At 53.4% G+C, this 25110-nt stretch carries 18 protein-coding genes; 12 read left to right on the top strand and 6 right to left on the bottom strand.

Annotated features, from left to right (window positions below):
- A partial coding sequence (locus ACO0LH_RS15230) for a DUF4214 domain-containing protein (RefSeq protein WP_422941951.1) occupies positions 1-3854 on the top strand: 3854 nt, incomplete at its 5' end.
- A 185-nt stretch (positions 3855-4039) separates the two neighbouring features.
- Here ACO0LH_RS15230 and ACO0LH_RS15225 read toward each other — a convergent pair.
- Entirely contained in the window at positions 4040-4171 is a 132-nt protein-coding gene (locus ACO0LH_RS15225) for a hypothetical protein (RefSeq protein WP_422941950.1), read from the bottom strand.
- 254 nt (positions 4172-4425) lie between these two features.
- On the opposite strand from ACO0LH_RS15225, the gene ACO0LH_RS15220 reads away from it, so the two are divergent.
- The 9 genes from ACO0LH_RS15220 (at position 4426) to ACO0LH_RS15180 (ending at position 16596) form a co-directional block, all read left to right on the top strand.
- Positions 4426-5295: an ABC transporter ATP-binding protein gene (locus ACO0LH_RS15220; protein WP_422941949.1), complete on the top strand. Its 870-nt coding sequence runs from the start codon at positions 4426-4428 to the stop codon at positions 5293-5295.
- Positions 5292-6860, top strand: coding sequence for a hypothetical protein (locus ACO0LH_RS15215; protein WP_422941948.1), 1569 nt, complete (start codon positions 5292-5294; stop codon positions 6858-6860). Before ACO0LH_RS15220 ends, ACO0LH_RS15215 begins: the two co-directional genes overlap by 4 nt.
- A gap of 262 nt (positions 6861-7122) precedes the next feature.
- A complete protein-coding gene (locus tag ACO0LH_RS15210; RefSeq protein ID WP_422941947.1) occupies positions 7123-8964 on the top strand; it encodes a M48 family metallopeptidase in 1842 nt (613 codons plus the stop codon).
- 272 nt (positions 8965-9236) lie between these two features.
- Positions 9237-10472 carry an efflux RND transporter periplasmic adaptor subunit gene (locus ACO0LH_RS15205; protein ID WP_422941946.1) on the top strand — a complete coding sequence of 412 codons (1236 nt, stop codon included), beginning with the start codon at positions 9237-9239 and terminating at the stop codon, positions 10470-10472.
- A gap of 20 nt (positions 10473-10492) precedes the next feature.
- Positions 10493-11248, top strand: a complete 756-nt coding sequence (locus tag ACO0LH_RS15200; protein WP_422941945.1) for an ABC transporter ATP-binding protein — start codon at positions 10493-10495, stop codon at positions 11246-11248.
- Between the two features lie 11 nt (positions 11249-11259).
- Complete coding sequence (locus tag ACO0LH_RS15195; protein ID WP_422941944.1) at positions 11260-12573, top strand: ABC transporter permease; 1314 nt, start codon at positions 11260-11262, stop codon at positions 12571-12573.
- A 7-nt stretch (positions 12574-12580) separates the two neighbouring features.
- Positions 12581-13828 (top strand): ABC transporter permease, encoded by a 1248-nt coding sequence (locus ACO0LH_RS15190; RefSeq protein WP_422941943.1) that lies wholly within the window; start codon positions 12581-12583, stop codon positions 13826-13828.
- Between the two features lie 33 nt (positions 13829-13861).
- On the top strand, positions 13862-15202 hold the full coding sequence (locus ACO0LH_RS15185) for a sigma-54-dependent transcriptional regulator (protein ID WP_422941942.1): 1341 nt from the start codon (positions 13862-13864) through the stop codon (positions 15200-15202).
- The gene (locus ACO0LH_RS15180) at positions 15199-16596 is read left to right on the top strand and encodes a sensor histidine kinase (protein ID WP_422941941.1); all 1398 of its coding nucleotides are present in this window, start codon (positions 15199-15201) and stop codon (positions 16594-16596) included. Before ACO0LH_RS15185 ends, ACO0LH_RS15180 begins: the two co-directional genes overlap by 4 nt.
- Before the next feature lie 42 nt (positions 16597-16638).
- Here ACO0LH_RS15180 and ACO0LH_RS15175 read toward each other — a convergent pair whose 3' ends face one another.
- Both ACO0LH_RS15175 and ACO0LH_RS15170 read right to left on the bottom strand, forming a co-directional pair.
- Positions 16639-17838, bottom strand: coding sequence for an ATP-binding protein (locus tag ACO0LH_RS15175; protein WP_422941940.1), 1200 nt, complete (start codon positions 17836-17838; stop codon positions 16639-16641).
- A gap of 3 nt (positions 17839-17841) precedes the next feature.
- The gene (locus tag ACO0LH_RS15170) at positions 17842-18531 is read right to left on the bottom strand and encodes a response regulator (protein ID WP_422941939.1); all 690 of its coding nucleotides are present in this window, start codon (positions 18529-18531) and stop codon (positions 17842-17844) included.
- A 249-nt stretch (positions 18532-18780) separates the two neighbouring features.
- Between ACO0LH_RS15170 and ACO0LH_RS15165 the strand changes: the two genes are divergently transcribed.
- Positions 18781-19680 carry an intradiol ring-cleavage dioxygenase gene (locus ACO0LH_RS15165; RefSeq protein WP_422941938.1) on the top strand — a complete coding sequence of 300 codons (900 nt, stop codon included), beginning with the start codon at positions 18781-18783 and terminating at the stop codon, positions 19678-19680.
- Positions 19681-20021: 341 nt separating this feature from the next.
- Positions 20022-21827 carry an ATP-binding cassette domain-containing protein gene (locus ACO0LH_RS15160; protein ID WP_422941937.1) on the top strand — a complete coding sequence of 602 codons (1806 nt, stop codon included), beginning with the start codon at positions 20022-20024 and terminating at the stop codon, positions 21825-21827.
- Between the two features lie 87 nt (positions 21828-21914).
- On the opposite strand, the gene ACO0LH_RS15155 is transcribed toward ACO0LH_RS15160, so the two are convergent.
- The 3 genes from ACO0LH_RS15155 to ACO0LH_RS15145 form a co-directional block, all read right to left on the bottom strand.
- Complete coding sequence (locus ACO0LH_RS15155; protein WP_422941936.1) at positions 21915-22916, bottom strand: aldo/keto reductase; 1002 nt, start codon at positions 22914-22916, stop codon at positions 21915-21917.
- Complete coding sequence (locus ACO0LH_RS15150) at positions 22879-23346, bottom strand: MerR family transcriptional regulator (protein WP_422941934.1); 468 nt, start codon at positions 23344-23346, stop codon at positions 22879-22881. The genes ACO0LH_RS15155 and ACO0LH_RS15150 overlap by 38 nt, the downstream gene beginning before the upstream one ends.
- Positions 23347-23433: 87 nt before the next feature.
- Positions 23434-25077: a HAMP domain-containing sensor histidine kinase gene (locus ACO0LH_RS15145; protein ID WP_422941933.1), complete on the bottom strand. Its 1644-nt coding sequence runs from the start codon at positions 25075-25077 to the stop codon at positions 23434-23436.
- Between the last annotated feature and the right edge of the window lie 33 nt (positions 25078-25110).

Here is a 25110-nt window from a genome sequence, read left to right as displayed (position 1 = left end):
CCTCTGCGGTTGACACCACCACCTTCAACCTGGCTGCTGCTGCCTCCTGGGATGCCACCACCACCTCCAGTGCCGACCTGACCGGCAATGCCGTCACGGTGTCAAATGTGGCTGCCCCAACGATCACCTCCGCCACCTACGACATCACCACGCACATCCTGAGCGTGACCGGCACCAACCTCGTCAAGACCATTGGTGCCACCAATGACATTACTGTCACTGCCCTGACCATTACCGGAGAAGGCGCTGCAACACGTACCCTCTCGACCACCGGCAATGTCGAAGTCACCTCCGCCACCAGCTTTGCCGTGACACTCGCCGGTGCCGACCGGACTGCCGTCGAAGCCCTGTTCAACAAAAATGGCACATCATCCACGGGCGGCACGACCTACAACCTGGCTGCCGCTGATGATTGGGACAGCGCCATTACCGGCGGTAATATCGCCGTGACAACGTCCGCCATTAGCGTCAGCAACATCCCTGTCCCGACCATTACCTCATCGACCTATGACGCCGTGACTGGCGTACTGGTCGTGACAGGCACCGGCCTGACCGGTCTGGCCGGTGCCACCAACGACATCGTTGCCAATAAATTCAGCCTGCAAGGTGAAGGCGGGTCCAGCTATACCCTGACCACCACCAGCAATGTCGAGATCAGCTCCGCCACCTCGTTCACCCTGACCCTCAGTGCGGCTGACCGCCTGGGTGCCAACCTCATCATGAACAAGAATGGCACCAGCTCCACCAGTGTCAATACCTATAACCTGATTGCGGCCGAAGACTGGAATGCCGGTGCTGATGCCGCCGTCGTCATTGCTGACCTGACTGGTAATGGTATTACTGTTGCCAACGTGGCAGTACCGACCGTAACCTCAGCGACTTACAACGTCGCCACCGGCGTGCTGGTCGTCACCGGGACCAACCTGCTGAGCCTGACGGGTGCCGCCAATGACATCACCGCCAACCGCATCCGTCTGTTGGGCCAGGGCGCCTTCAATTACACCCTGACCGATACCCCCAACGTCGACATCACCTCCAACACCAGCTTCAACATGACAATGAGTGCCACCGACAGGGCGGCACTGGCATTGCGGATGAACAAGGATGGTACGTCGTCCACCGACACCACCACCTATAACCTGGGCATGCTGGAAGACTGGAATACCGGTGCTGACGTGGCCGTCGTCATCGCTGACCTGTTTGGCAACCCCATCACCGTCACCGGTAACAACGTCGCCCCCGCCATCGGTGGTGTCGTCGCGGGCCAGACTGTCACCGAAACCACGACCGTTGCCCCCTTCACCGGGGTCACCATCACTGACCCGGATGTGGGTGCATCTGAAACCATCATCATCAGCCTGGACGTGGCCGCCAAAGGTGCCTTCACTGCGGCCTCATTGGCAGCCACCGGCTTCTCGACCGCCGATGGGGGGCTGACCTATACCCATGCCGCGGGAAGTCCGGCGGTCGTGCAGACGGCCATCCGTGGTCTGGTGTTCCAGCCTGGTGCTGGCCGTGTCCCCGTTGGCGGCACAGAAACCACCACCTTCACCATCAGTGCCAATGACGGCATTGCATCAGCGGTCCTGAACAACACCACGACTGTCATTGCGACCGGCATCAATGCTGCCCCGACCAACATCAGCCTCTTGCCCGCCACCATCCTGCAAGGCTCTGCCGACAACAGTAGCGTCGGGACGCTGACGGCCACCGATCCCAACCCGGGTGACACCGCCAGCTTTAGCCTGGTGGCCGGTAATGGCACGAATGACAAAGACAATGGCAAGTTCAGTGTTTCCGGTGCGACCCTGGTTGCCAAGAACCCGCTGGGCATGACACCAGGCAATTACACCGTGCTGGTCAGGGCAACCGATGCCTCTGGTGCCACGTATGACAAGAGCCTGGTGATCGCAGTCGGCGACAACGTCCCGCCAACGGCTACCGGCATGACCCGTATCCAATCTGAAAACACCAATCTGGGCAGCATCGATTACAAGGTGACGTTCAGTGAAGCCGTGACCGGTGTCAATGCCGCCGCCTTTGCCCTGGCTGCCACGGGAACTGCCGCTGGCACCATCAGCAGCGTGACGCAACTCGATCCGTCCACCTATAGCGTCAAGATCACCGGCCTCACCGGCGACGGTAGCCTGGGCCTGAATCTGAAAGGCAGTGGCACAGGGATTGTCGATACCGCCAGCCTGCCTCTGAGTGGCGGCTTTACCGGCCAGTTGTACCAGGTTGACCATACAGCCCCCACCACCAGCGCCGGTAACCTGAAGTTCTCCAATGATGATGGCATCAGCAGTACCGATTTCATCACCACTGCGGCATTACAAACCATCACCGGCACCCTGAGTACGGGCTTGCTGGCCGGTGAAACAGTCCAGGTCTCGCTCGACAACGGGGCGAGCTGGATCAACACCACGACGGCCATCGGGGCGACGAGCTGGTCGCTGGCCAACCAGATTCTCGGTGGCAGCCAGACTTTACAGGTCAGAGTGGCGGATTTGGCCGGTAATGGTGGCCCCACGGTTGCGCAGGCCTATACGATTATCAATACGACCGACAACAGCAACCCGGGCGATTCGGACGCCGATGGCGATGGCATCCCGCAACGGGTAGAGAATGCGGTCCCCAACCTGAGCGGTATTGGCAGTGGCGACGGCAACGGCGACGGTATTCTGGATCAGTCGCAAAAAGATGTGACGTCGCTGCCATGGAATAATCATTTCCCTGACCAGCATTATGTGACGGTATGGAATAACCAGCGACTGGCCCAAACCAAGACACTGACCATGCCAAGCGGCACGACCCCAACAGACCTGACCATGCCGTTTGGCTTGCTGACGGTGCAGATCGAGGGCGCCACTGCGGGCAGTGAAACCACCATGTCGCTCTATACCGATGCACTGGCACCGGTCAATGGGTACTGGGTACAGAGCAAGACAGGTGACTGGGTCAATATCGCCACCAATATCACGACCGTCAACGGCAAGCTGAAGGTGGACTTCAAAGTCACCGATGGCAGTGTGTTTGACAGTGATGGCCTGACCAATGGCAAGATCGTGCTGACGGGGGCGCTGGGCTTTAAGACCGCCAGTACGCCGGTGACGGGCTTGCCGAACGACAAGGATGGGGATGGCATACCGGATGCGGTGGAGCTCACGCTGGGCACCAATCCACTGGTCAAGGACAATGATGTCTTGCACCGTGCGGATTTGTTTGCCATGCAGTTATACCGTGATGTGTTGTTCCGCGAAGGGGATGCGGCGGGGATTGCGTACTGGCAAAAGCAGATCGACAGTGGTCTGATGACAAGGGCGCAGGTGGCGGCATCGTTCATGGCGTCGTCTGAATTCCAGAATGGGATAGGCAGTCTGAGCCGTCTGTACTTCGGGGCCTTTGACCGTCTGCCGGACAAGGATGGGCTGGCGTACTGGATGCAGCAGGAAAAGGCGGGCATGAATCTCTCCAAGATCAGTGCGTCCTTTGTGGCCAGCACGGAGTTCCAGACGACGTATGGCAGTCTGGATAACGGTGCCTTTGTGGACCGGGTGTACCAGAATGTCTTGCACCGGACATCGGATGCGGCGGGCAAGGCGTACTGGCTGGGGCAGCTCGGTAATGGGGTGAGCCGGGGGGATTTGCTGGCGGGCTTTACGGAATCAACGGAGTTCAAGGCCGCTTCACAAAGCAAGGTCTCGCTCACGCTCGATTATATCGGCCTGCTCGGTCATGCACCGGATCAGGCCACGTTTAATCAATTGCTCGCGCAGTCCGGCACCGATACGGTCACGCTCATCGGTCAGTTTATTAATTCTCCTGAGTATCTCGCCAGGTTTATGGCCGGGTGATGTTGAAGCTGATATTGCGTTTTTACTGATATGACACATCACTGCCCCTTACTTTCCAGTCAAAGGACGAAAAATAAGGGGCAGTGATGGCAAAGTCTGAAGACCGTCAAACTGGTATCGCCTGTGCACACCTCGGCGTTACAGTTTCTGCGTTACAGTTTCTGCGTTACTGTTTCTGCGTTACATCAGGCAGTGCGTTGTGTCCATGGAATGACTGTCGAAGCTTCTTTCTTGGCTTGCTTGGCAGCCTTCTTTTCTTTTGGCGTGCTGGCTGCCTGCTTCTTGGTCTCTTTATTACTCTGTTGTACCTTACTCATGACTTTCTCCTGGGAACACCAAGGTTTTGGTGACGGCTCAGTATAAACCTATGGGCGGGCAGCAACCGCTGACCGAAAAATATATTGCCTGGTCTGATCGTCGTCCCCGTTGCCGGCATTTCTGGATAAGAAAGCCAGCAAATTTGCTTTTCATCCCTGAGATTTTGCGTTCTGTCTCATGAGCGCGGTAACAATGACTTGTTTCATTTACAGTCTCATCAGTTCATTTTGATCGATATGGTGAGGGATAAATCATGCTGGAAATTCGCAATATTACAAAAAAATTTGGCAAGAACCTGACGGCAGTCCAGGATGTATCACTCAATCTTAGTCATGGTGTGGTGGGTCTCATCGGTCACAATGGAGCAGGTAAAACCACGCTCATGCAAATGGTGGCAACACTGACCCGCCCTAGCAGTGGCAGCATCATTTTTCAGGGACAGGATATTGTCAGAAAACCGCAGGCCATACGCAGCAGGTTGGGTTTCTTACCACAGGATTTCGGCGTTTATCCTAACCTGACGGCACTGGAATTCATGCAGTATTTTGCCGCCCTGAAAGGAGTACGCGACCCTGCCAGAATACGGCACTTGCTGGAAATGGTGAACCTGCATGACCAGGCGCACCGTCAGGCATCGACATTTTCTGGCGGCATGCGTCGCCGCCTGGGTATTGCGCAGGCCTTATTGAATGATCCCGATATCCTGATCGTCGATGAACCCACAGCCGGGCTGGACCCGGAAGAACGCCTGCGTTTCCGTCATTTATTAAGCGAACTGGGTTTCAGAAAACTGGTGATCATGTCCACCCATATTGTGTCTGATGTGGAAAGCATCGCTAGTCAATTGGCGATCATGCGCCATGGCAAACTGATCGCTTTCGAAACACCGGAACAAATACTGGAACAGGCGCATGGACAAATCTGGTCTGCACAAATGGCGTCCGATGAATATGAAAATTTGCGTGGCAAGGTACAGGTATTGCAGAGTCAGAAGCAGGGCAACCGGATCACATTGCGCATCGCCCATCCACATCAGCCCTGTGCCGGCGCAGAACATGCTGCGCCCAGTCTGGAAGAAGCCCTGATGGCACAACGTTATGCCAGCCAGGAGATAGCTGCATGAACGCCGCCATGTTGACCGCATTGGTCGTCAACGAAGTGCGTCTGCGCATGCGGCGACTGGGCACCATTGTTACCTTGCTGGCCATCATCGCAATAGGCTGGAGCATGATTCCCGATCCGCAAAGCGGCACCACCCTGATTGCGATCAGCGAAGCCCGGGTTTTGTACACCAGTTCAGCCCTGGCATTGGGCAGTGCGACTTTATCTGGTTTTCTGTTTGGTCTGGCTGGTTTTTATCTCGCACGTGGCCGTATCGCCGAAGATTTGCGCAGTGGCACTGGCGGCGTGATTGCCGCAACACAGGTTGGCAATACCCTGTTTTTGTTCAGCCGCTGGCTGGGTGGTGTCGTATATCTGATCAGCCTGATTTTGGCTTTTCTGGGCACCATGCTGGTCTGCCATGCCTTGCGTGGGGATGGCCCTATAGAAATCGGCATTTACCTGCAAACCTATGCAGTAATACTGCTACCCATGGTATTTTTTAGCATCAGTTGCGCCATTCTGTTCGACAGCTTTTCTCCCTTGATGGGCAAGCTGGGGGACGTTATTTTTTTCTTCATCTGGATTGCTGAAATTTCCCTGATGAGTAAAATAGATACCGCCGCCCCCGGACAACTCAGCCCGCTCTTGTATTTCGATTTCAGCGGTCTTGCCATGTCCATGATCAATTTGAAGACGCATCTCGATATCAGGCACTTGTCATTGGGAACAGCCACTTTCAATGTAGCCCTGACACCGGTCATGATTCCAGCTTGGTTGTGGTCGACACAATTCATTGGGATGCGTTGTGTTACGGCAGCGCTGGCCATATTACCCTTATTGCCAGCGATTGCCTTGTTTCATCGCTTTTCGCCCGACTATGTGAAAATGGCGCGGGCGCAGAAACGTCGTTCGCCACTGGAATACCTGAACCATTTTTTACGCCCGCTTTCGAAACTGGCACAACCCTTATTCCGTCTGGCTCAGTCTGTCCCCGGCATGCCAGGACAAGTACTGGCCGACATTGCCCTGACTGTAGTTACGGCACCCGCTGCCAGCGCTACGCTGATCGTCATGGCGCTGATATCAATAGTGTGCCCCTTGAGGGCACTACCTGGCCTGCTGAGCATCGCGGTGGCAGTCTGGGGCATCCTGATCAGTGATATCAGCACCCGAGACACCCAGGCAGCAACAGCCGAAATGACTGGCACTGTCTCTGGCGGCATTCGCCAGCGTTATCTACGGCAATTTGCTGCCACGGTCATATTGGGCCTGTTATTGACTGCGGTCATTGCCATACGCTGGTCTGCTCATGAGCCGCTAAGGGCCGTGGCGCTGGTCAGCGGTGTTTTCAGCATGAGTGCCATGGCAATGCTGCTGGGCCGCATGTCCGGTAGCTCGCGTACCTTCATCGCCCTGTTTCTGTTTGGACTCTACGTGATTGTGAATGCTACCGGGGTAGCATTGCTGGATGTATTTGGATTTAATGGCGCCGCCAATATGCAATCTATCCTGCTGCAGACCAGTATCGGCAGCACTGCGTGTCTGGCCGGCTATATTTACAATCCTTATGCGGCAAACAGATAAGTCTGTAAGCTGTTGCCAAATCAAACCCTTGTTATGGCATTGTGATGGAAGTGCAATAGCAGGACTGCGATGACTGGAATAATGCAGACTTAAGTCTGCATTGTTTTATTTCGATAATTTTTATATAATTTTTTGATCTGTATTTGTTTATTTATTTTCCCTCAAGAGAACGAGGCGACCTGGTCAGCAAGACTCGCATGACAATACACAATACTTGACTCACTTACCACCCTTCTCATAGACAACCGGATTTATCGCTCATATGTCAGCAGGAATCACCATAAAAAAAGATCTGGCAAAAGTATTGCTGTATTCACTGCTCTCACTGTTCCTGATTCCAGGTTTTACCTATTGGTTTGTGCACTACGCCCAACCACAACATGACGCGGCTTTCGTCGAAGCCGTATCACGGCAAATCGACGCCGACCATAGCCTGAATGCGGAAGAAAAACTACGCAATCAGGAATTTTTCCAAAAGAACCCGCCTTCCAGTGTTTGCAGCAACCATAGCGCTGAAGCTGCCAGCTACCGTGCGCAAGTTTGCGCCCGCTATTCCGATAACTGGCAGTTTTACGTGGCGCAAAAAGTGGCGCTCTGGACCATGATTGGCGGCGTAGTTGTCTTGATTGCCGTGATGTTACTGGGTGGCATGGCTTTTCTCGATGAAAAAGCCCAGTATCTGAGTTTCGTGGCGGGCTGGCGTTTTCTCACCTTCAGCAGTACCGCCGAAACCATCGCACAGGGCGCCATGGTGATGTGGTTGTCATTCTGGGTAACGGCATTTTTCTTTAATCGCTATTCAATCAAACTGATTATCGGTGCTGTGCTCTTTGTTGCCTTGGCGATCTTTTATGTAATCGCCTGCATCTTCAAACGTGTGAAAGACAATGGGCAGGTCCAGGGTGAATTTATTTCCGAGCAGATGGCACCTGGCCTTTGGAAGCGGGTACGTGATCTGGCTGCCCGTCTGAAGACGGCACCCCCAAACAATATCGTGGCAGGCATAGACAGCAATTTCTTTGTTACTGAAGCACCTTTGAACGTGGCAGGCAAAACCGTGCGTGGTCGTAGCCTGTTTATCAGTATCCCCCTGTTGCGCGTGCTGAGCCAGCACGAAGCAGATGCTGTCCTGGCGCATGAGCTAGCGCATTTCCGGGGCGGTGACACTGCCAACAGTGCTGCCCTGGGACCCAAGCTGACGCAATATGACCAGTATTGTCATGAAATGCGCGATTCGCATGTACCCATGGTGTTTTATCTCATGTGCCTGTACCGCATGATTTTTGAGCTGGCGTCTGCGCGCAGCAGCCGTGACCGTGAGTTTCTGGCTGACCGGATTGCTGCGAAAGTGATTTCTCCGGCAGCGATCTCGCATTCGCTGATCAAGATTGCGGCGTATGCCAATTACCGTTCGCAAATAGAGGACGAATTATTTTCACGCAATGAACAGCATGGTTCAGCACTGGGAATTGCCAGTTTTGTTGCTTCAGGTTTGCACCCCTATGCGCAATCGTCGGAATTTCTGAAACTGATGAAAACCGCCAGCGTCCCGCACCCCTATGACAGCCACCCAAAAATGGCTGAGCGCATGAAGAACGTCAGTTACCCTATAGAAGAAGCGCAATATGGTGCCATCGTCACCAGTGTTCCTTCACATACCTGGGCAGCTGATATTCAGACCGCAGACGAAATCGAGCAGCGCTTGTGGGCCATATATGAACAGAATTTTGCCCAGGCACATGAGCATAGCCTGGCCTATCGTTATGAACCGGCCAATGAGGAAGAACGTGCCCTCGTATTGAAATATTTTCCCGGTGTTGAATTTACCCTGAGTGAGCAGCAGTCAATCAGGGTCACTTATGCGGGCTGGATACTGCCAGGTGAAAGCGGTCCGATGTCATGGGATAACGTTGCCACCTATGAATATACTGATAGCATGCTGACCGATGTGCTGACCATCAAGCATCCCGAAAAAGGGACTTTCGGTGCCAAGACAACCAAAGTGAAACTCGGTGGTATCAAGAAACAGCGCGATGCCTTCAAGGCTGCGTCAGAACATTACTGGCACCGACATCAGATCATGCGTCACCACCAAGCTGGTTAGCCTGGCACAGCGAATTAAAACAGAAAGGGGCAGCGAACAGGCTGCCCCTTTCTGCATTCGCGCCGGTCACGGCACAATAAACCTTCGCCGCTGCCATGCTGTCGACCAGTCCGGAAGTTACTGCGGACAAGATATCGGACAAGCGGACAAAAAGACAATAAATATTATCCTTTAAAATCAATCACCTATAGCTGGCACAGTTTCTGCTAAACATGGTCATTCTGTTTATTTAGACGATCATGATACGAGATACTTCTGCCCAAGATACTGTAATGTCCGTCGACCAGGGACAAAAACGCAAACGCCTGCTTCTGATCGCGGGTGCCTTGAGCATCACCATCGCTGCGATAGTTTTGCTGACGATGTCGTGGCGCAGCAGCAGCCATTCGGTCAGCGCCTCCCGCCTGCGCATTGCCACGGTCAGCCACGGCACCCTGGTCAGGGATGCTGCGGTCAATGGCCGGGTGGTGGCCGCAGTCAGCCCGACCCTGTATTCCAGCGCAGGTGGTACGGTCACCCTGAAAGTCAACGCGGGCCAGACAGTGAAGAAAGGTGACATCGTCGCTGAAATTGAATCTGACGATCTGAATGACCAGTTGAAACGCGAACAATCCAATACCGAGCAACTCGAAGCTGAAGTCGCCCGCCAGCAGATACTCGCCAAAAAACAAAAATTGATTGCCCAGCGTGATTCCGACCAGGCTGAAATTGATCGCGTGGCAGCCCAGCGTGCATTTCAGCGCATAGAGGCTGCCGGCGTCGTGGGGGTGGTGGCCAAGAATGATTACCTGAAGGCCCAGGATACGATGAAATCCACCGAGATCCGCGCCAAACATGCAGCCCAGGCAGCAAGCCTGGAAAGCGAAGATGTGACGCTGGAATTGAAGACCAAGAGCAGCCAGTTACAACGTCAGCGCCTGACTCTCGAGTATGCCAAACGCCGTGTCGAAGAACTGAAATTGCGCGCCCCCGTTGATGGCATCATCGGCAGTCTGGCGATTTCCAACCGCAGCGTGGTGGCAGCCAATACTGCCCTGATGACCCTGGTCGATTTGTCGCAGCTGGAAGTTGAAGTAGAAATTCCTGAATCGTATATGACAGATCTGGGTCTGGGCCTGACCGCAGAAATCATGATCAACGGTAGCAAAGCCACCGGTACGTTGACCGCCATCTCACCTGAAGTCATCAAAAACCAGATTTTGGCGCGCGTACGTTTTAAAGGCCAACAACCAGAAGGGCTGCGTCAAAGCCAGCGTGTGACAGCACGTCTGCTGATAGAAGAACGGCCCAACGTGATGATGTTGCCACGCGGCCCGTTTGTAGAAAGTGAAGGCGGCCGTTTTGCCTACGTCGTAGAAAACGGTGTCGCAGAACGCCGGGTCATCAAGCTAGGCGCGACCAGTATCTCGGCAGTTGAAATTTTAAGTGGTTTGAAAGATGGCGACAAAGTAGTGATATCCGGTACCGATGCGTTTGAAAATGCTGTGAGTATTTCCATTAACAATTAAATTAATCAAGTGAGTCTCTTATGTTACGCATGCAAAAATTAAGCAAAGTTTATCGTACCCATCTGATCGAAACCCATGCCTTGCGTGGCTTCGACATCCACGTCAAGGAAGGTGAATTTGTGACAGTGACCGGCCCTTCCGGTTCTGGCAAAACCACTTTCCTGAACATTGCCGGTTTGCTGGAAGAGTTCAATGATGGCGATTACCTGCTGGACGGCGTCAATGTCAAAGGCATGAATGACAATGCACGCACACGTTTGAGGAATGAAAAACTGGGTTTCATTTTTCAGGGCTTCAACCTGATCCCTGACCTGAACCTGTTCGACAATGTTGATGTGCCCTTGCGTTATCGTGGTTTCAATACCGCTGAACGCAGGGAACGCATAGAAGCGGCACTGGCCCAGGTTGGTCTTGCCTCACGCATGAAGCATTTTCCGGCTGAATTGTCTGGGGGGCAGCAGCAGCGTGTTGCCATTGCACGCGCCCTGGCAGGCTCACCCAAGTTATTGCTGGCCGATGAACCGACCGGTAATCTGGATACACAAATGGCACGCAGTGTCATGGAATTGCTGGAAGACATCAATGCCAAGGGTACGACCATTTTGATGGTCACGCATGATCCTGAACTGGCCGTACGTGCCCAGCGCAATGTGCATATCATCGATGGTCAGGTCAGCGACCTGGTACGCAAGATGCCTTCACTTTATGATGCCAAATCAGACGGTAAGGCCGATGCGGCTTCAGCCAACGAAGTCGATAGTTCGGCAGTCGCCTGAGGAGCCGCATGATGTTTCAATATTATTTTTTACTGGGCATACGCAGCCTGCGCCGCAACCCGGCGCTGACTGCCCTGATGGTGCTGACCCTGGCGGTAGGTGTTGCCGCCAGCATTTCCACGCTGACAATCCTGCATGTGATGTCAGGTGACCCGATACCACAAAAGAGCAATCTGCTGTTCATGCCATTAATGGATAACGGCCCATTGAAAGGCTATACGCCCGGTGAACAACCGAATGACCACCAGATGAGTTATCGCGATGTCATGAACCTCTTGCCAGCCAAGATTGGTGAAAGACGTACCGCGCTATACGGCATATTAATGGCCATAGAACCGGCACGTAAAGATTTGCCCGCGCTGGAATCAGAAGGTGTCGCCACGACCCGGGATTTTTTCCCCATGTTTGATACGCCTTTTTTGTATGGACAGGGATGGGCAGAAAACGATGACGCAAAAGGTGCCGATGTCGTTGTGCTGGGGCAGAAGCTGGCTGAAAAACTGTATGGCAAAACCAATCCTGTTGGTCAGTATCTGACCATGATAGGTCACCAGTTTCAGATAGTTGGTGTGCTCAGCAATTGGGAACCCAGCCCACGCTTCTACCGTTTTGTTGGCCGTAACGCCGCATTTGGTGTGCAGGAAGATTTTTTTATTCCGCTGGCAAGCGCGGTCCGGCATGAAATTACCCATGCCGGCGGCATGGGCTGCACTGGCGATAGTGCACCCGGCTGGCAAGGGCGTCTGGATTCAGAATGCACATGGCTGCATTTCTGGTTTGAATTAAAGTCTGAAAGCCAGCGCCAGGAACTGCAAAACTATCTCGACAATTACGCAGCTGAACAGCGCAAACTGGGACGCCATATGCGCCAGGCCAAGAACAAATTGTTCAATGTCATGGAATGGATGGAAGAAGCCAAGGTAGTAGGTAACGATAACAAGCTGTCTGCATGGCTGGCCTTTGGCTTCCTGCTGTTATGCCTGGTCAATACCGTGGGCTTGTTACTGGCGAAATTTTCTGTACGGGCGTCAGAAGTGGGGGTACGGCGTGCGCTGGGCGCATCACGTAAAGAAATATTCAATCAATTCCTCATCGAAAGCAGTGTCATCGGCATCGCTGGTGGCGTGATTGGTTTGATTTTGGCTTTTGGCGCACTGGCACTGATCGCCCTGCAATCGAAACAACTGACCGTAGCAGCCCACATGGACTGGAAAATGTTGGCCATTACTTTCATCATGTCCGTCACGGCAGCCATCTTGGCTGGTTTGTTCCCGACCTGGCGCGCCTGTCAGGTGACGCCTGCGATACAACTCAAATCACAGTGAGAAGCTCATGAAATTCAATCTGGAAATCCGCCCTATTTTGTCTGCGCTGATGCGTAGCAAGACCGGTGCCATCCTGGTGGCCTTGCAGGTCGCCATCAGCCTGGCAATTCTGGCAAACGCCGTGTACATCGTTCAGCAGCGCATGGAAGTAGTAGCGCGTCCTAGCGGTGTAGCCGAAGAAAATGATCTGTTTTCCATCAACCTCAGCAATCGCAAGGTAGCTGAACATGCAGAACAGATCGCCATGCAAAAGCAGGATGAAGCGACCATACGCAGCGTCTCTGGCGTACAGGGTGTCATCCGTGTCAGCCAGACACCACTATCATGGTCAGGCAGCACTGCCGGTATTTCGCTGGACAGGAAGCAGGCCAGCTCCACCACCAGCGCATCAATATATATCACGTCTGAATCGCTGATGAAACTCTGGGGTCTTAAACTGATCGATGGACGTGATTTCAATCCAGGTGAATTCCATGAAATAGATCAAAGTACCAGCAAGGAATTTCCTGATGTCGTCATCATTACCAAGGCAGTTGCAGAGAAGCTTTTTCCAGGTCAGGCCAGCGTGGTAGGAAAAACCATTTATTTTGGCACTGGTGACGATGCGAACGCAACCCGGGTAATCGGTGTGCTTGACCGTTTGCAGACCCATGCCGCCCAAATCGGATCGAAAGGAGAAATTTCAGTTATCTTGCCGTTACGGATGTCGAACGACCCGTATTCTAAGTATTCGGTACGTGCCGAACCTGGCCAGCGTGAACGTGTCATGAAGGACGTCGAGATGGCACTCAGAAAAGCGTCTGCCACTCCTTTGATCATCAATATGCGCAGTATGGAAAACGACCGCTCCAGGCGCTATCGCGCCGACAATGGTCTGGCCTGGATGCTGATCGCAGTCTGTGTATTGTTGTTGCTGGTCACCGCCAGCGGCATCGTAGGCATCTCCAGCCTGTGGGTAACCCAGCGACGCAAGCATATTGGCGTACGCCGTGCCCTTGGTGCGCGCAGCATAGATATCTTGCGTTACTTCATTACTGAAAATATCATGATCACCAGCCTGGGTATATTCTGTGGCGTCACGATGGCGATCGCACTGAACCAGTTACTGGTCAGCCAGCTTGAACTGACAAAACTACCAGTAACATATTTGTTGGCAGGAGCTGCGATTTTCTGGATACTTGGTATCATCGCGGTGGTTGGGCCTGCTGCGCGTGCCGCGGCGATTTCTCCGGCAACAGCAACCCGCAGTACCTGAAGCCAAAAACAACAATCAAAATAAGCGAAGCGCATGCCTACTGTATTGATCATTGAAGATAATGCCACCGTTGCCGTGGCACTGGAAGTGCTGTTTTCACTGCATGATATTGATGCAATTTGCGCAGTATCGCCAGAACAGGGCCTGGCGATACTGGAACACAAAGCCGTTGACCTGGTGATCCAGGACATGAACTTTACAGCCGACACCACTTCAGGCGATGAAGGCCGTGCACTGTTTGTGGAAATTCGCAAGCGCTTCCCTGATTTGCCAGTGATTTTACTGACTGCATGGACACATCTGGATGCCGCTGTTGACCTGATCAGATCCGGCGCAGCCGACTATCTGGGCAAACCCTGGAATGATCAGAAATTGCTGGCAAGCGTACAAAACCTGATCGAACTGGGGCAAGCCAATCGCGCATTGCGCCAGCGCATGCAGAGGGAGTGCAAGCAAAAACGCGAGCTGGAACAGAAATTTGATTTACGCAATCTGGTCTGGAATGATGCCGCCACAGAACGTGTACTGGGCATGGCCTGCCAGGTCGCCCGTGCCGACGTACCGGTACTGATCACAGGTCCGAATGGTGCCGGCAAAGAAAGGATTGCTGAAATTATCCAGGCCAACTCCAGCGTCAGGGACGGCCCTTTCGTCATCCTCAATTGCGGTGCCTTGCCATCAGAATTGATAGAAGCTGAGCTGTTCGGTGCCGAAGCCGGTGCCTATACGGGGGCCAGCAAGGCGCGTGAAGGCAAGTTTGAAGCTGCTGACGGCGGCACCCTGTTTCTTGATGAGATAGGCAACCTGCCGCTGGCCGGACAGATGAAGTTATTGCGCGTGCTGGAGACCGGACGTTTTGAAAGATTGGGCTCCAACAAGGAGAGGCAGGTCAAGGTCAGGGTCATCAGCGCCACCAATGCCGATCTGCCCGCAATGATCCGGGCAGGCAGCTTTCGCCAGGATTTGCTGTACCGCCTGAACGTCATCGAACTGTATCTGCCACCATTGGCAGAACGCACGGGCGACATCCTGCCTTTGGCTGAATATTTTCTGACGAATGACAAGACCCTGCACACGACTACCCAGACCAGCCTGTTGCAATACAGCTGGCCCGGTAATGTCAGGGAGTTGAAAAACGTCTTGCAACGGGCCTGCCTGTTGGCGGCAAAAAATGAAATCATGCCAGGTGATTTGGGGCTGAACACTGCCAGTGTGACAGTACTGGCAAGTGAAAATGAACCCGACAAGGAGGCAATCGAACGCGCGCTGCAAAAGGCACACGGTGTAGTGGCACAGGCAGCAGCAGAACTAGGCTTGAGCCGCCAGGCACTGTACCGTCGCATGGACAGGCTGGGCATCAGCCGCAACACATGACACCTGGTTCAGAAAACGACCCTCTCCATCAAGCTGTCGGCAATGGCAATGGCCGCCGTAGCGGCCTGTTATTTTCGCTGCTGACGCGCTTAAGCCTGTTACTGGTTGCATTGTTGTTGCTGGCTGTTGTAGTCAGCCTTGGCATACACGCCCTTTTACCAGACGAATTCATCTTGTCTGCCGTGCTCAGCCTGATCTTGATCTTGCCCACCGGCCTTATCCTGTTGCGTAATCAGCTGGAGCCCGTGATACGCCTGTTTCATGCACTGACAGGGACGGTCATCAGTTACCAGGACAATGATTTTTCTTTTGGCATTCACTGGCCCATCTCTGATGAGCTGGGTGAACTGGTGGATGCGCACAATGCATTGGGTGACGTGTTGCGCAAGCAGAGGCTCGATCTGATACAGCGCGAACTGTTGCTCGATACCATGGTGCAAAATACCCCAGTAGCGATGCTATTGGTAGCCAACAAGGGCGCGGTGGTGTTTGCCAATATCGCGGCAAGGCAATTGCTGAATCAGGGACGAAAAATCGAAGGCCATGCCTTTGAAGATATTCTTAACCAGGTATCGGTGTCTTTGCGTGAAGCCATACAGCGCGGTGGCGATGGCCTGTTCACCGTCAACGCCAAAGACCCGGAAGATGAAGAAGAGGTTTATCACCTGGCGCGCCGCCATTTCAGTCTGAACGGGCGGCATCATGAGTTATTTTTACTGCGCCACCTGACAGTGGAATTGCGCCGCCAGGAAGTGCAGACCTGGAAAAAGGTCATACGCGTCATCAGCCATGAACTCAATAATTCTTTGGCCCCCGTCGCTTCGCTGGCCAACTCTGCGGCAGAACTGGTGCGGCGCGGGCAGACTGAACGCCTGCCTGCCATCCTGCAAACCATAGAAGAGCGGACGCGGCATCTGGAAAGTTTTATCGATGGCTATGCACGGTTTGCCAAACTACCGACACCGCGCCTTGAGAGCACGGACTGGGTCAGTTTTATCAACAGCCTGAAATCACAGGTTGAATTTAAGCTGGTGGGCAAGCTGCCTGAAGAACGTGTCAGTTGCGACCATGCACAGATGGAACATGCCTTGTTGAACCTGCTGAAAAATGCCCATGAATCGGGTTCTGCACCGGAAGAAGTCAGCCTCAGCATACGCATGATACAAGGAGTATTGCGCATTGACGTGATGGATCGTGGCAGCGGCATGTCAGATACTGTCATGTCGAATGCGCTGATACCGTTTTACTCAACCAAGCGTAGCGGCACTGGTCTGGGCCTGGCACTGGTGCGCGAAATCATCGAAGCCCATGATGGCCGCATCACCCTGCATAACCGTGAAGAGGGCGGGCTGACAGTCAGCCTGTTTTTGCATCTGGCGAATGCCATCAAATAGTCGCAAGATAGCCAGACAGTAAATTATTCGCGGCCAGGGAAATCAATTGCGGGCCAGCGGCAAAGTCATTTGCATGCAAAGCCCGCCACCGGCACGGTTACTGGCAATAATCTGCCCGCCATGCGCCTGCATGACACGCTGCGTAATCGCCAGCCCCAGGCCATAACCTTCCGTGCTCTGCTCGGCTTGCTGGCCGCGGTAAAACGGCGCAAATATGGTTTTCAATTCGGCTTCAGGTACGCCTGTGCCTTCATCCTCCACGGTGATTTGAAGCCGGTTTTGTTGCTGTTCCACCTTCAACGCAATACTGGTGTCAACGCGGGTATGACGCAAGGCATTGCGCAAGACGTTTTCCAGTGCACGGTACAATAATTCATAACGGCCGCGTATGCACAGATTGCTCATGTCAGCAGGCTGGCAGACAGCGACAAAACCCTTGTGGGCGGTTTGTGCTTCAAAACGGGTATTGTCTATCAGTTCTGCAAATAACTCGTCGAGGTGTACCAGGTCTTCACCTATCGTCGCGCCAGCTTCGAGCCGCGACAAGGTCAAGAGTTCACCTATCAGTTTATCCATGCGCGTGGCTTCGCGCTCCATGCGCGCCATGTATTCATCGACGCGCTCAGGCTGTTGCCGCGCCAATCCTATGGCTGCCTGCAGGCGCGCCAGTGGCGAGCGCAATTCATGCGACACATCATGCAGCAGGCGACGCTGGCTTTGTAGGGAGCCTGTCAATTGTTCTGCCATGCGATCAAAATCATGCCCTAACGCAGTCAGTTCATCCTGACGCTGCCCCATGCTGCTGCCGATGCGGGTATGCAGATTGCCATCCGCCAGCGCCTGAAATGCTTCACTTAAACGACGTATCGGCTTTGCCATATACCAGGCCAGCAAGGCGGCAAATAAGAGGCTGGCAAAAAGGCCTCCCAGCATGGGAATGATGGCCCGGGAATTCTGTTCAGGTCCAGGGTGACGGCCTTCCCCAAAACCACGCTGGCCTGGTGATGATCTTGGTGGCGATACAACTGGATACGTATCCGCAGCTTCGCCACCCTTGAATGACGGAAGAGTTGGAGGTGGTTCAGCATGGAGAGGTGGTGGTGCAAACTCTGCCCGTTCCGCATGCATGGCTGCCCCATCATCACTCATGTGCTTCAACCATAAGGTAGTGCTGATACCAGCAATTGCAGTCAGTTGTGCGAGCCAGATGAAGAAAAAAAACTTCCAGAATAATCGCCCCACGGCTTACTCCCGCGTCAGCATATAACCTTGCCGGTAGACGGTTTGTATGACGGCACGGCCATCGGCAAAGGCGCTGATTTTCTGGCGTATGCTGCTGAGGTGGACATCGATATTGCGGTCAAACCTGGCCAGGGGCCGCCCCAGGCCCTGCTCGGACAATTCATTCTTGCTGACGGTTTGTCCGGCATTTTTTGCCAGCAGTTCGAGCAGGCTGAATTCAGTGCTGGTGAGGTCGAGTATCTTGTTGTTCCATTCTGCCCGCCTTTGCCCCGGCCATAATTGCAGTGAACCCACGATCAGCGATTGCCGGTCTTGTTCGGCATTGCTGACAAGCTGGGTGCGGCGCAGGATAGCCCTTAATCTGGCCAGCAGTTCGCGTGGCGTACAGGGCTTGGGTACATAATCGTCTGCGCCCAGTTCGAGGCCGATGATGCGGTCGACATCGTCACCACGGGCGGTCAGCATCAGCACCGGAGTGCGGCTGGCACCACGTATGCGGCGCAAGGCATCGATGCCATTCATGCGCGGCATCATGACATCGAGCACGACGATTTCATGGCGGCCAGACAAGGCCTCTGCCACAGCCTGTTCGCCATCGTGGGCCGCAGTGACGATAAAACCTTCACGCTCAAGATATTCCTTGAGCATGCCCAGCAATTCCACATCGTCATCGGCAAGTAAAACCTTGGTCATTATCTGGTCAGAGAAACAGCATGGTAAAAGTAAGAATCAAAGGAAGAATCAAAGGAAGAATCATAACAAGATTTGCCAGTACAGCCGGCAAATTTACCTGCTTTTACAGTCTCGCATCAAGCCTTGCAACGACATTGCAAACCCCGGCGCGCAACAATTTCCTTACCTATCTTTACGTTTGCTTTACCGCATTTAACAGGGCTGCGCGACAAAATGCAGACATCGTCAAATCTGCAAGGACCAGCCCTCATGAACAATCATATAACACATCTGGAACAAGACCTGAACAGGCTGCTGCAAACCGCTGCCAACCGTCGGCAGATGCTGCGCTGGCTGTCTGCCAGCGGTGCCAGTGCGATTTCACTGATCGCCTGTGGCGGTGGCAGCGATGCAAGTACCAGCGTGGTGGCAGCGACTACCACAGCCAGCTCTGGTACGACAGGTACAAGCGGCACAACTACCGGTACTGGTACTGGCACGGGCACAACAACGGGTAGTGCTTCCTGCGCCGTGATTCCCGAAGAAACCGCTGGCCCTTATCCAGGTGATGGTACCAACAGCAATGGCAGCAGCATTGCCAATGCACTGGTGTTGTCGGGCATCGTACGCAGCGATATCCGTTCCAGCATCGCGGGTGCCAGCGCCACGGCGGCGGGTGTGCCATTGACCATCAAACTGCAACTGGCAAACACCAATACCAGTTGCGCATCGCTGGCCGGCTATGCGATATACCTTTGGCATTGTGATCGGGATGGCAACTACTCGATGTATTCACCTGGTGTCACCAATGAAAATTATTTACGGGGCGTACAAGAGACCGACAGCAGTGGCAATGTCAGTTTTACGACTATCTTCCCAGGTTGTTATTCTGGCCGCATCCCGCATGTACATTTCGAGGTCTACCCTAGCCTGGCAAAAGCCAGCAGTGCTGGCAATAAAGTCAAGACTTCGCAATTCACCTTCCCCATGGCAAGCCTGAACGAGGTGTACCAGGCAACAGGTTACAGCGCCAGTGTACGCAATCTCGCGCAAATCACTTATGCAACGGACAATGTATTCAGTGATGGTACCAGCCTGCAAATGGTCAGTGTTACCGGTAATGCAAGCTTGGGTTATGTGGTGACTTTATCGGTTGCCATTGCGGCGTAAGCTGATATAGCACGGCAGCGAAAAAGCCCGCACTTGCCTTGTCACGCGATCTTTTATAAACTTTGCCCATTAGCTTCATTAACCCGTGAATGCGTCGACGATGTAGTGGGCGCTCCTTCGCACAGAAACGAAAGGAGGAAACATGGAAGTTAATAAGTACGTCGTTTGGTGCATACGTACCTTTGGTATATTTGGCTGCTCTTGTTCCGGTTCCATCGCGCTGCGATAACAAGACGAGAGCAATTTAATCATTTACCCCCTCTTTGGGCCTGTTCTCGGCTCAGCTATCGTTAGCGCTCGTGTTGACGTGGATGCTTGCATCCCAAATCAAAGACAAGAGCATGACTACCTTACTTTCTACCCAGGCGTTACAACTGGAAACCACGCATGGCGTTTTATTCCAGAATCTTCATTTCACCTTGCAACTCGGTCAGCGCATCGGCCTGATCGGCCATAACGGCAGTGGCAAATCGACCTTGCTCTCTTTACTCGCAGGCGGGCAAGAGGCGAGCAGCGGCAGCATACAGTTTGCACGCAGTTGCCGCCTGCAATATGTAGAACAGCACCTGCCAACAGCCCTGGCAGAACTGTCTCTCTATGATGCCATGCTCGACGCCATAGACGAGCAGGCAATGCATACAGAACACCTGGACCAGTCAGGGCGGCACTGGCGCGTCGACAGCCTGCTGCATGAGCTGCATATTGATGAAGCCACCGCTAAGCTTGCGGTCAAATCTCTTTCCGGCGGCCAGCATACGCGGCTGATGCTGGGGCGCGCCTTGCTGCGTGACCCCAATCTTTTGCTACTGGACGAACCCAGCAATCATCTCGATCTGCCATCGCTGCTGTGGCTGGAAGATTTTCTGTTGAACTGGAAAGGGGCTTTTATACTGGTATCGCATGACCAGCGCCTGCTCAACAGCGTGACCAGGCAAAGCTGGATATTGCGCGACAAGCAGTTGTTCTGCTTTGAGCAGCCTTGCTCCGCCGCCTTGCAATCATTGGCGGCAGCCGATGAAGCCGCGCTGGCCAGGCGCAATGCTGAACAAACTGAAATCGACAGGCTGGCTGCCAGCAGCAAACGCCTGGCGATATGGGGCCGCACTTATGACAACGAAGACCTGGCGCGCAAGGCCAAGACCATGCAAAGACGCGTCGATAAACTGAAGGATGAACAAACCACCATCACCGAAGGTGTGCGGTGGAAACTGCGCTTGCACGGCAAGACCTCGGCGGCCAACCAATTGCTGAGGCTGGACAACCTGGATGTACGCGCAGCACCGGGATTGCCAGCCCTGTTTAAGGTCGCCCAGTTCAATATCAGGCCTGGCGACAAGATTGCCGTACTCGGTGCCAACGGCACGGGCAAATCTTCGTTGCTCAGGCAATGCTGGCAAGCGATATTGTCAGACCGGGCAAGTGAGCACATCAGTTGGCATGGTGCGGCACAATTCGGCTATTACGATCAATCCCTGCAACAACTTGACAGTACAGCCAGCCTGCCCGATGCGCTCTACCCTTTCGTCGCCAAGACAGAAGCGGCTCGCACCGAACTGGCCCGCAAACAGGCATTGATTTCTGCCGGTTTTACCTATCATCGCCATCAGCAAAAAGTCGCCTCGCTCAGCGGTGGCGAACGTGCACGCCTGCTGTTTCTGGCTCTGTCACTGGCCAGCTATCACCTGTTGTTTCTGGATGAGCCAACGAATCATCTGGATATGCAGGGCAAGCAGGAACTAACCCAGGCTTTACGTGATTTTGAGGGCGGCTTTTTGCTGGTATCGCATGACCGGGATTTGATAGAACAAAGCTGCAAGGAGTTCTGGGTGTTGCAAGAGGGGCATCTGGAAAGATGGCTTGAGGCAGACAGTGCATATCAGCGTCTGCGCTACGGGCCTGACCAGTTATCGACAGGATCGTCATCAGCCGGATTGAAAAGATTATTACCATCTGATCAGGCTGCATACGTAAAAGACACAGACACAGCCACAGATGCAGATACAGAAAAACAGCTCATGCGTTTATGCGAACTGGAGGCGCTATTGAATGCTGACCTGGCACGCAAACCCCGGCATCAGAAATTGCAGCAGCAACGGGGCTGGCGTGAAGAAATGGCACAACTGAACCAGCTATTAGGCATCACCTGATGTAGTCAAAACGAAACCCATGCGGCGACAGGAAAGCGTTCTCTCTTTGCTGTCGACACATGGGTTTCATTCAAACACTTTTAAGTGCTAGCCATTGAGCCTTTTCATCATGTTTTCTGGATACCGTGCACCTGTCGCTGCGCCCATGGGGAAGATGGCGTCAAGTTCAAGCAAATCAGCCTTGTCGATTTGCAATGTGGCACCGCGTATATTTTCTTCCAGATACACGCGGCGCTTGGTGCCAGGGATGGGGATGATGTCATCGCCTTGCGCCAGAACCCAGGCCAGTGCCAGCTGACCTGGCGTACAGTCATTGCGTGCGGCGATTTCTTTTACCTTCTCGACGAGCAACAGGTTTTTGTTGAAATTTTCACCCTGAAACCGTGGAGAGTTACGGCGGTAATCATCTTCTGCAAACTGATCCGGGCTGGTGATGGCACCGGTCAAAAAGCCACGGCCCAACGGACTATAGGGCACGAAACCTATACCCAACCGACGGCAGGTCGCCAGCACGCCTTCTTCCGGGTCACGTGACCATAATGAATATTCGCTTTGCAAGGCCGTTATCGGGTGTACTTTATGCGCCCGTTCCAAGGTTTGCGACGATGCTTCAGACAGACCTATGTAACGGATCTTGCCTGCCCTCACCAGGTCTGCCAGTGCACCTACTGATTCTTCGATCGGTGTTTGCGGGTCTATGCGGTGCTGGTAATACAGGTCTATGGTTTCTACACCCAGGCGCTTCAGACTGCCTTCGACTGACTGTCGTATATAGGCTGCGCTGCCATCAACGCCACGGGCGAGCGGGTCGCTGCTATTGCGCACGATACCAAATTTAGTGGCAATGAAAACCTGTTCACGTTTTCCCTTGATGGCCTTGGCGATCAGCTCTTCATTGGTATATGGCCCATACATATCGGCGGTATCGAGAAAATTGACACCCAGTTCCAGCGCGCGGTGTATGGTGGCGATGGATTCGACATCATCGCGGTTGGCATAGAAATCACTCATGCCCATGCAACCAAGGCCTATGGTGGAAACGACAGGGCCATCAAGACCCAGTTGGCGTGTGCTTATCTTTGTATCCATTGCTATATTCCTTATCAAGAGTGTGAGCATGATTGCCGGTTGCGACACTATCCTGCAAATTCGCTTCGATATCGGCATACATGGCAATTTTCTTGTACATGACAGCCAGATTCGCCTGCAATTCTGCAAGTGTCGCTTCCAGTGACAAGGTATGCTGTTGCAGCATGGCCTTGCGTTCTGACACACTTTCCTGATCATCGCCCTGCCGGCGCAATTCGGCATAGCGTTGCATTTGCTTTACCGGCAAACCGGTAGAACGCAACTTCAACAAGAATGCTATCCAGCGCAGGTCTTCTTCACGATACAGCCTGTGGGTATTTTCCTGGCGCGGGATGTGATCAATCAGGCCGATACGCTCGTAATAACGCAAGGTATGAACGCTCAGGCCCGTCGTCGCCGCTGCTTGTTGAATTGTCAGGAAAGTGGTCATGAAGGCAGTGTATTTGTTAGAGTACGCTCTAAGTCAAGCGTGATTGATAAGAAAAGTTTTTATCTGGCGCGCATCCTGCCTGCTGTTTCAGCCTGCTGGTTCCAGGCTTTGCGTTGTTGATATTGATGCAGCGTGATCCAATAAAAGTGGCAAGCTGATTGTGATCACCGTGCCCGTCGACGGCAGATCACCGTCTGCATCTGAAGGCGCAGTGTTTTGCACAACTGACGCTACCAGCAACGTGCCGTTATAGGCAGCAACACGCTCTTTCATGCCGGTCAAGCCTATGCCCGCGGTCGTCAAATCAGGATCAAAACCTTGGCCATCGTCACGCACTTCGATAACCAGGCGTTTTTCATCTTGCTTATTTTCTTGCTTGTCCTCTGGCGCATTGCCTTGCCTACCACCTTCTATACGTGTCAATGACACATGCACATTGTGCGCCTGTGCATGCTTGACAATATTAGACAAGGCTTCCTGCATGATGCGATAGGCAGAAATTGCCAGGCCACTGTCGATATCGGAGAAATCACCATCACTGTCGAATTGAAAACGGCAATCGCTATTGGTATTGTAATTGCGCAGCATATCTTCTACAGCGCCTGGCAACCCCAGCATATCCAATACTTCCGGCCGTAAACGCCTGACCAGATTGCGGCCATTGGCATACAAATCCAACGTCAGTTTGATGATGGCTCTGGCACGTTCCTGGATTTCCGTGTTGACCGAGCTGGCTTCAGCCTGCGATGCTAGATGTTGTATACGCTGTGCTTCCAGCCTTGCGGCGATAAGTGAAGCATTAAGTTCATCATGAATTTCTATGGCAATACTTTTGCGCTCATCTTCAACGATGCTGTGCACTTTCTGTATGAGTTTTCTTTTTTCGGCATTGGCTTTCAGTGCTTCATTGCGAGACGCGACCAGGTCCCGCGTCCTGTCCTGTACCTTGTTTTCCAGATCCTGCTTGGCCTGCTGCAGGCTGACAGACATGGCATTGATGGAAGTCTGCAAATCACCGATTTCGCCACCGGTGCTGACTTCCAGCGTGGTCGAATAATCCCCGTTACGAATTTCGCGCAAGGTTTCGATAGAAGTCTGCAAGGGACGGGTCAAGCTCAGCGCCAGGTATACCGCCAGCACGGCGCTGACAAACAATGCCACTGCGCTGATGGCCAGCTCGAAAAGGAAGCGCTGGCTTTGCTTGTCAAGCATGCGCGTGGTCGACATGGTGACCCTGACATAACCTGCGATACCGGCATTTTTTTCCACCATGTTGTCTGCGCCCTGTGGTTTGTCCAATGACCATATGCCAGACTTTGCACTCTCCGGTTCCTTCGGCAAGTTGATCCACACCATCTGGTTCTTGACCGGTACTTCAACATAGGGTTCAAGTAGCCCATCCGTATCGACGGTGATGATATACACCAGGTTCTTTTTATCGGCATCAAGGATGTCGATTTTATGTATGTTGCGGTCAGACTGCATGACATCCGTCATGGTGTTCTTCAGCCCCGGCATGTTCCTGGTGTGCAGGTTGTAAGCCACACTTTCTGCCAGGGCAGTAGAAATCACATATGCCCGCTCGCGCAGCTCTCCCTTCGCTTCTTCAAAACGAGAGTGATACGAATACCAGACGATGGAACAGAACATGAAAACAACCGGCAGCAGGATAATCAGGAACAGGCGTGAACGCAGATCCCAGTTTTTCCACTGTAAGGCGCGCAATTTCATTGCGACCCGCGATGCATGGTTCTCAGGCTGCTT

It is taken from the genome of Undibacterium sp. TJN19, from assembly GCF_049339485.1.
Classification (GTDB): Bacteria; Pseudomonadota; Gammaproteobacteria; order Burkholderiales; family Burkholderiaceae_D; genus Undibacterium.
Note: the sequence above shows the minus strand (reverse complement) of the source record. Positions and strands in the feature narration are given on the sequence as shown.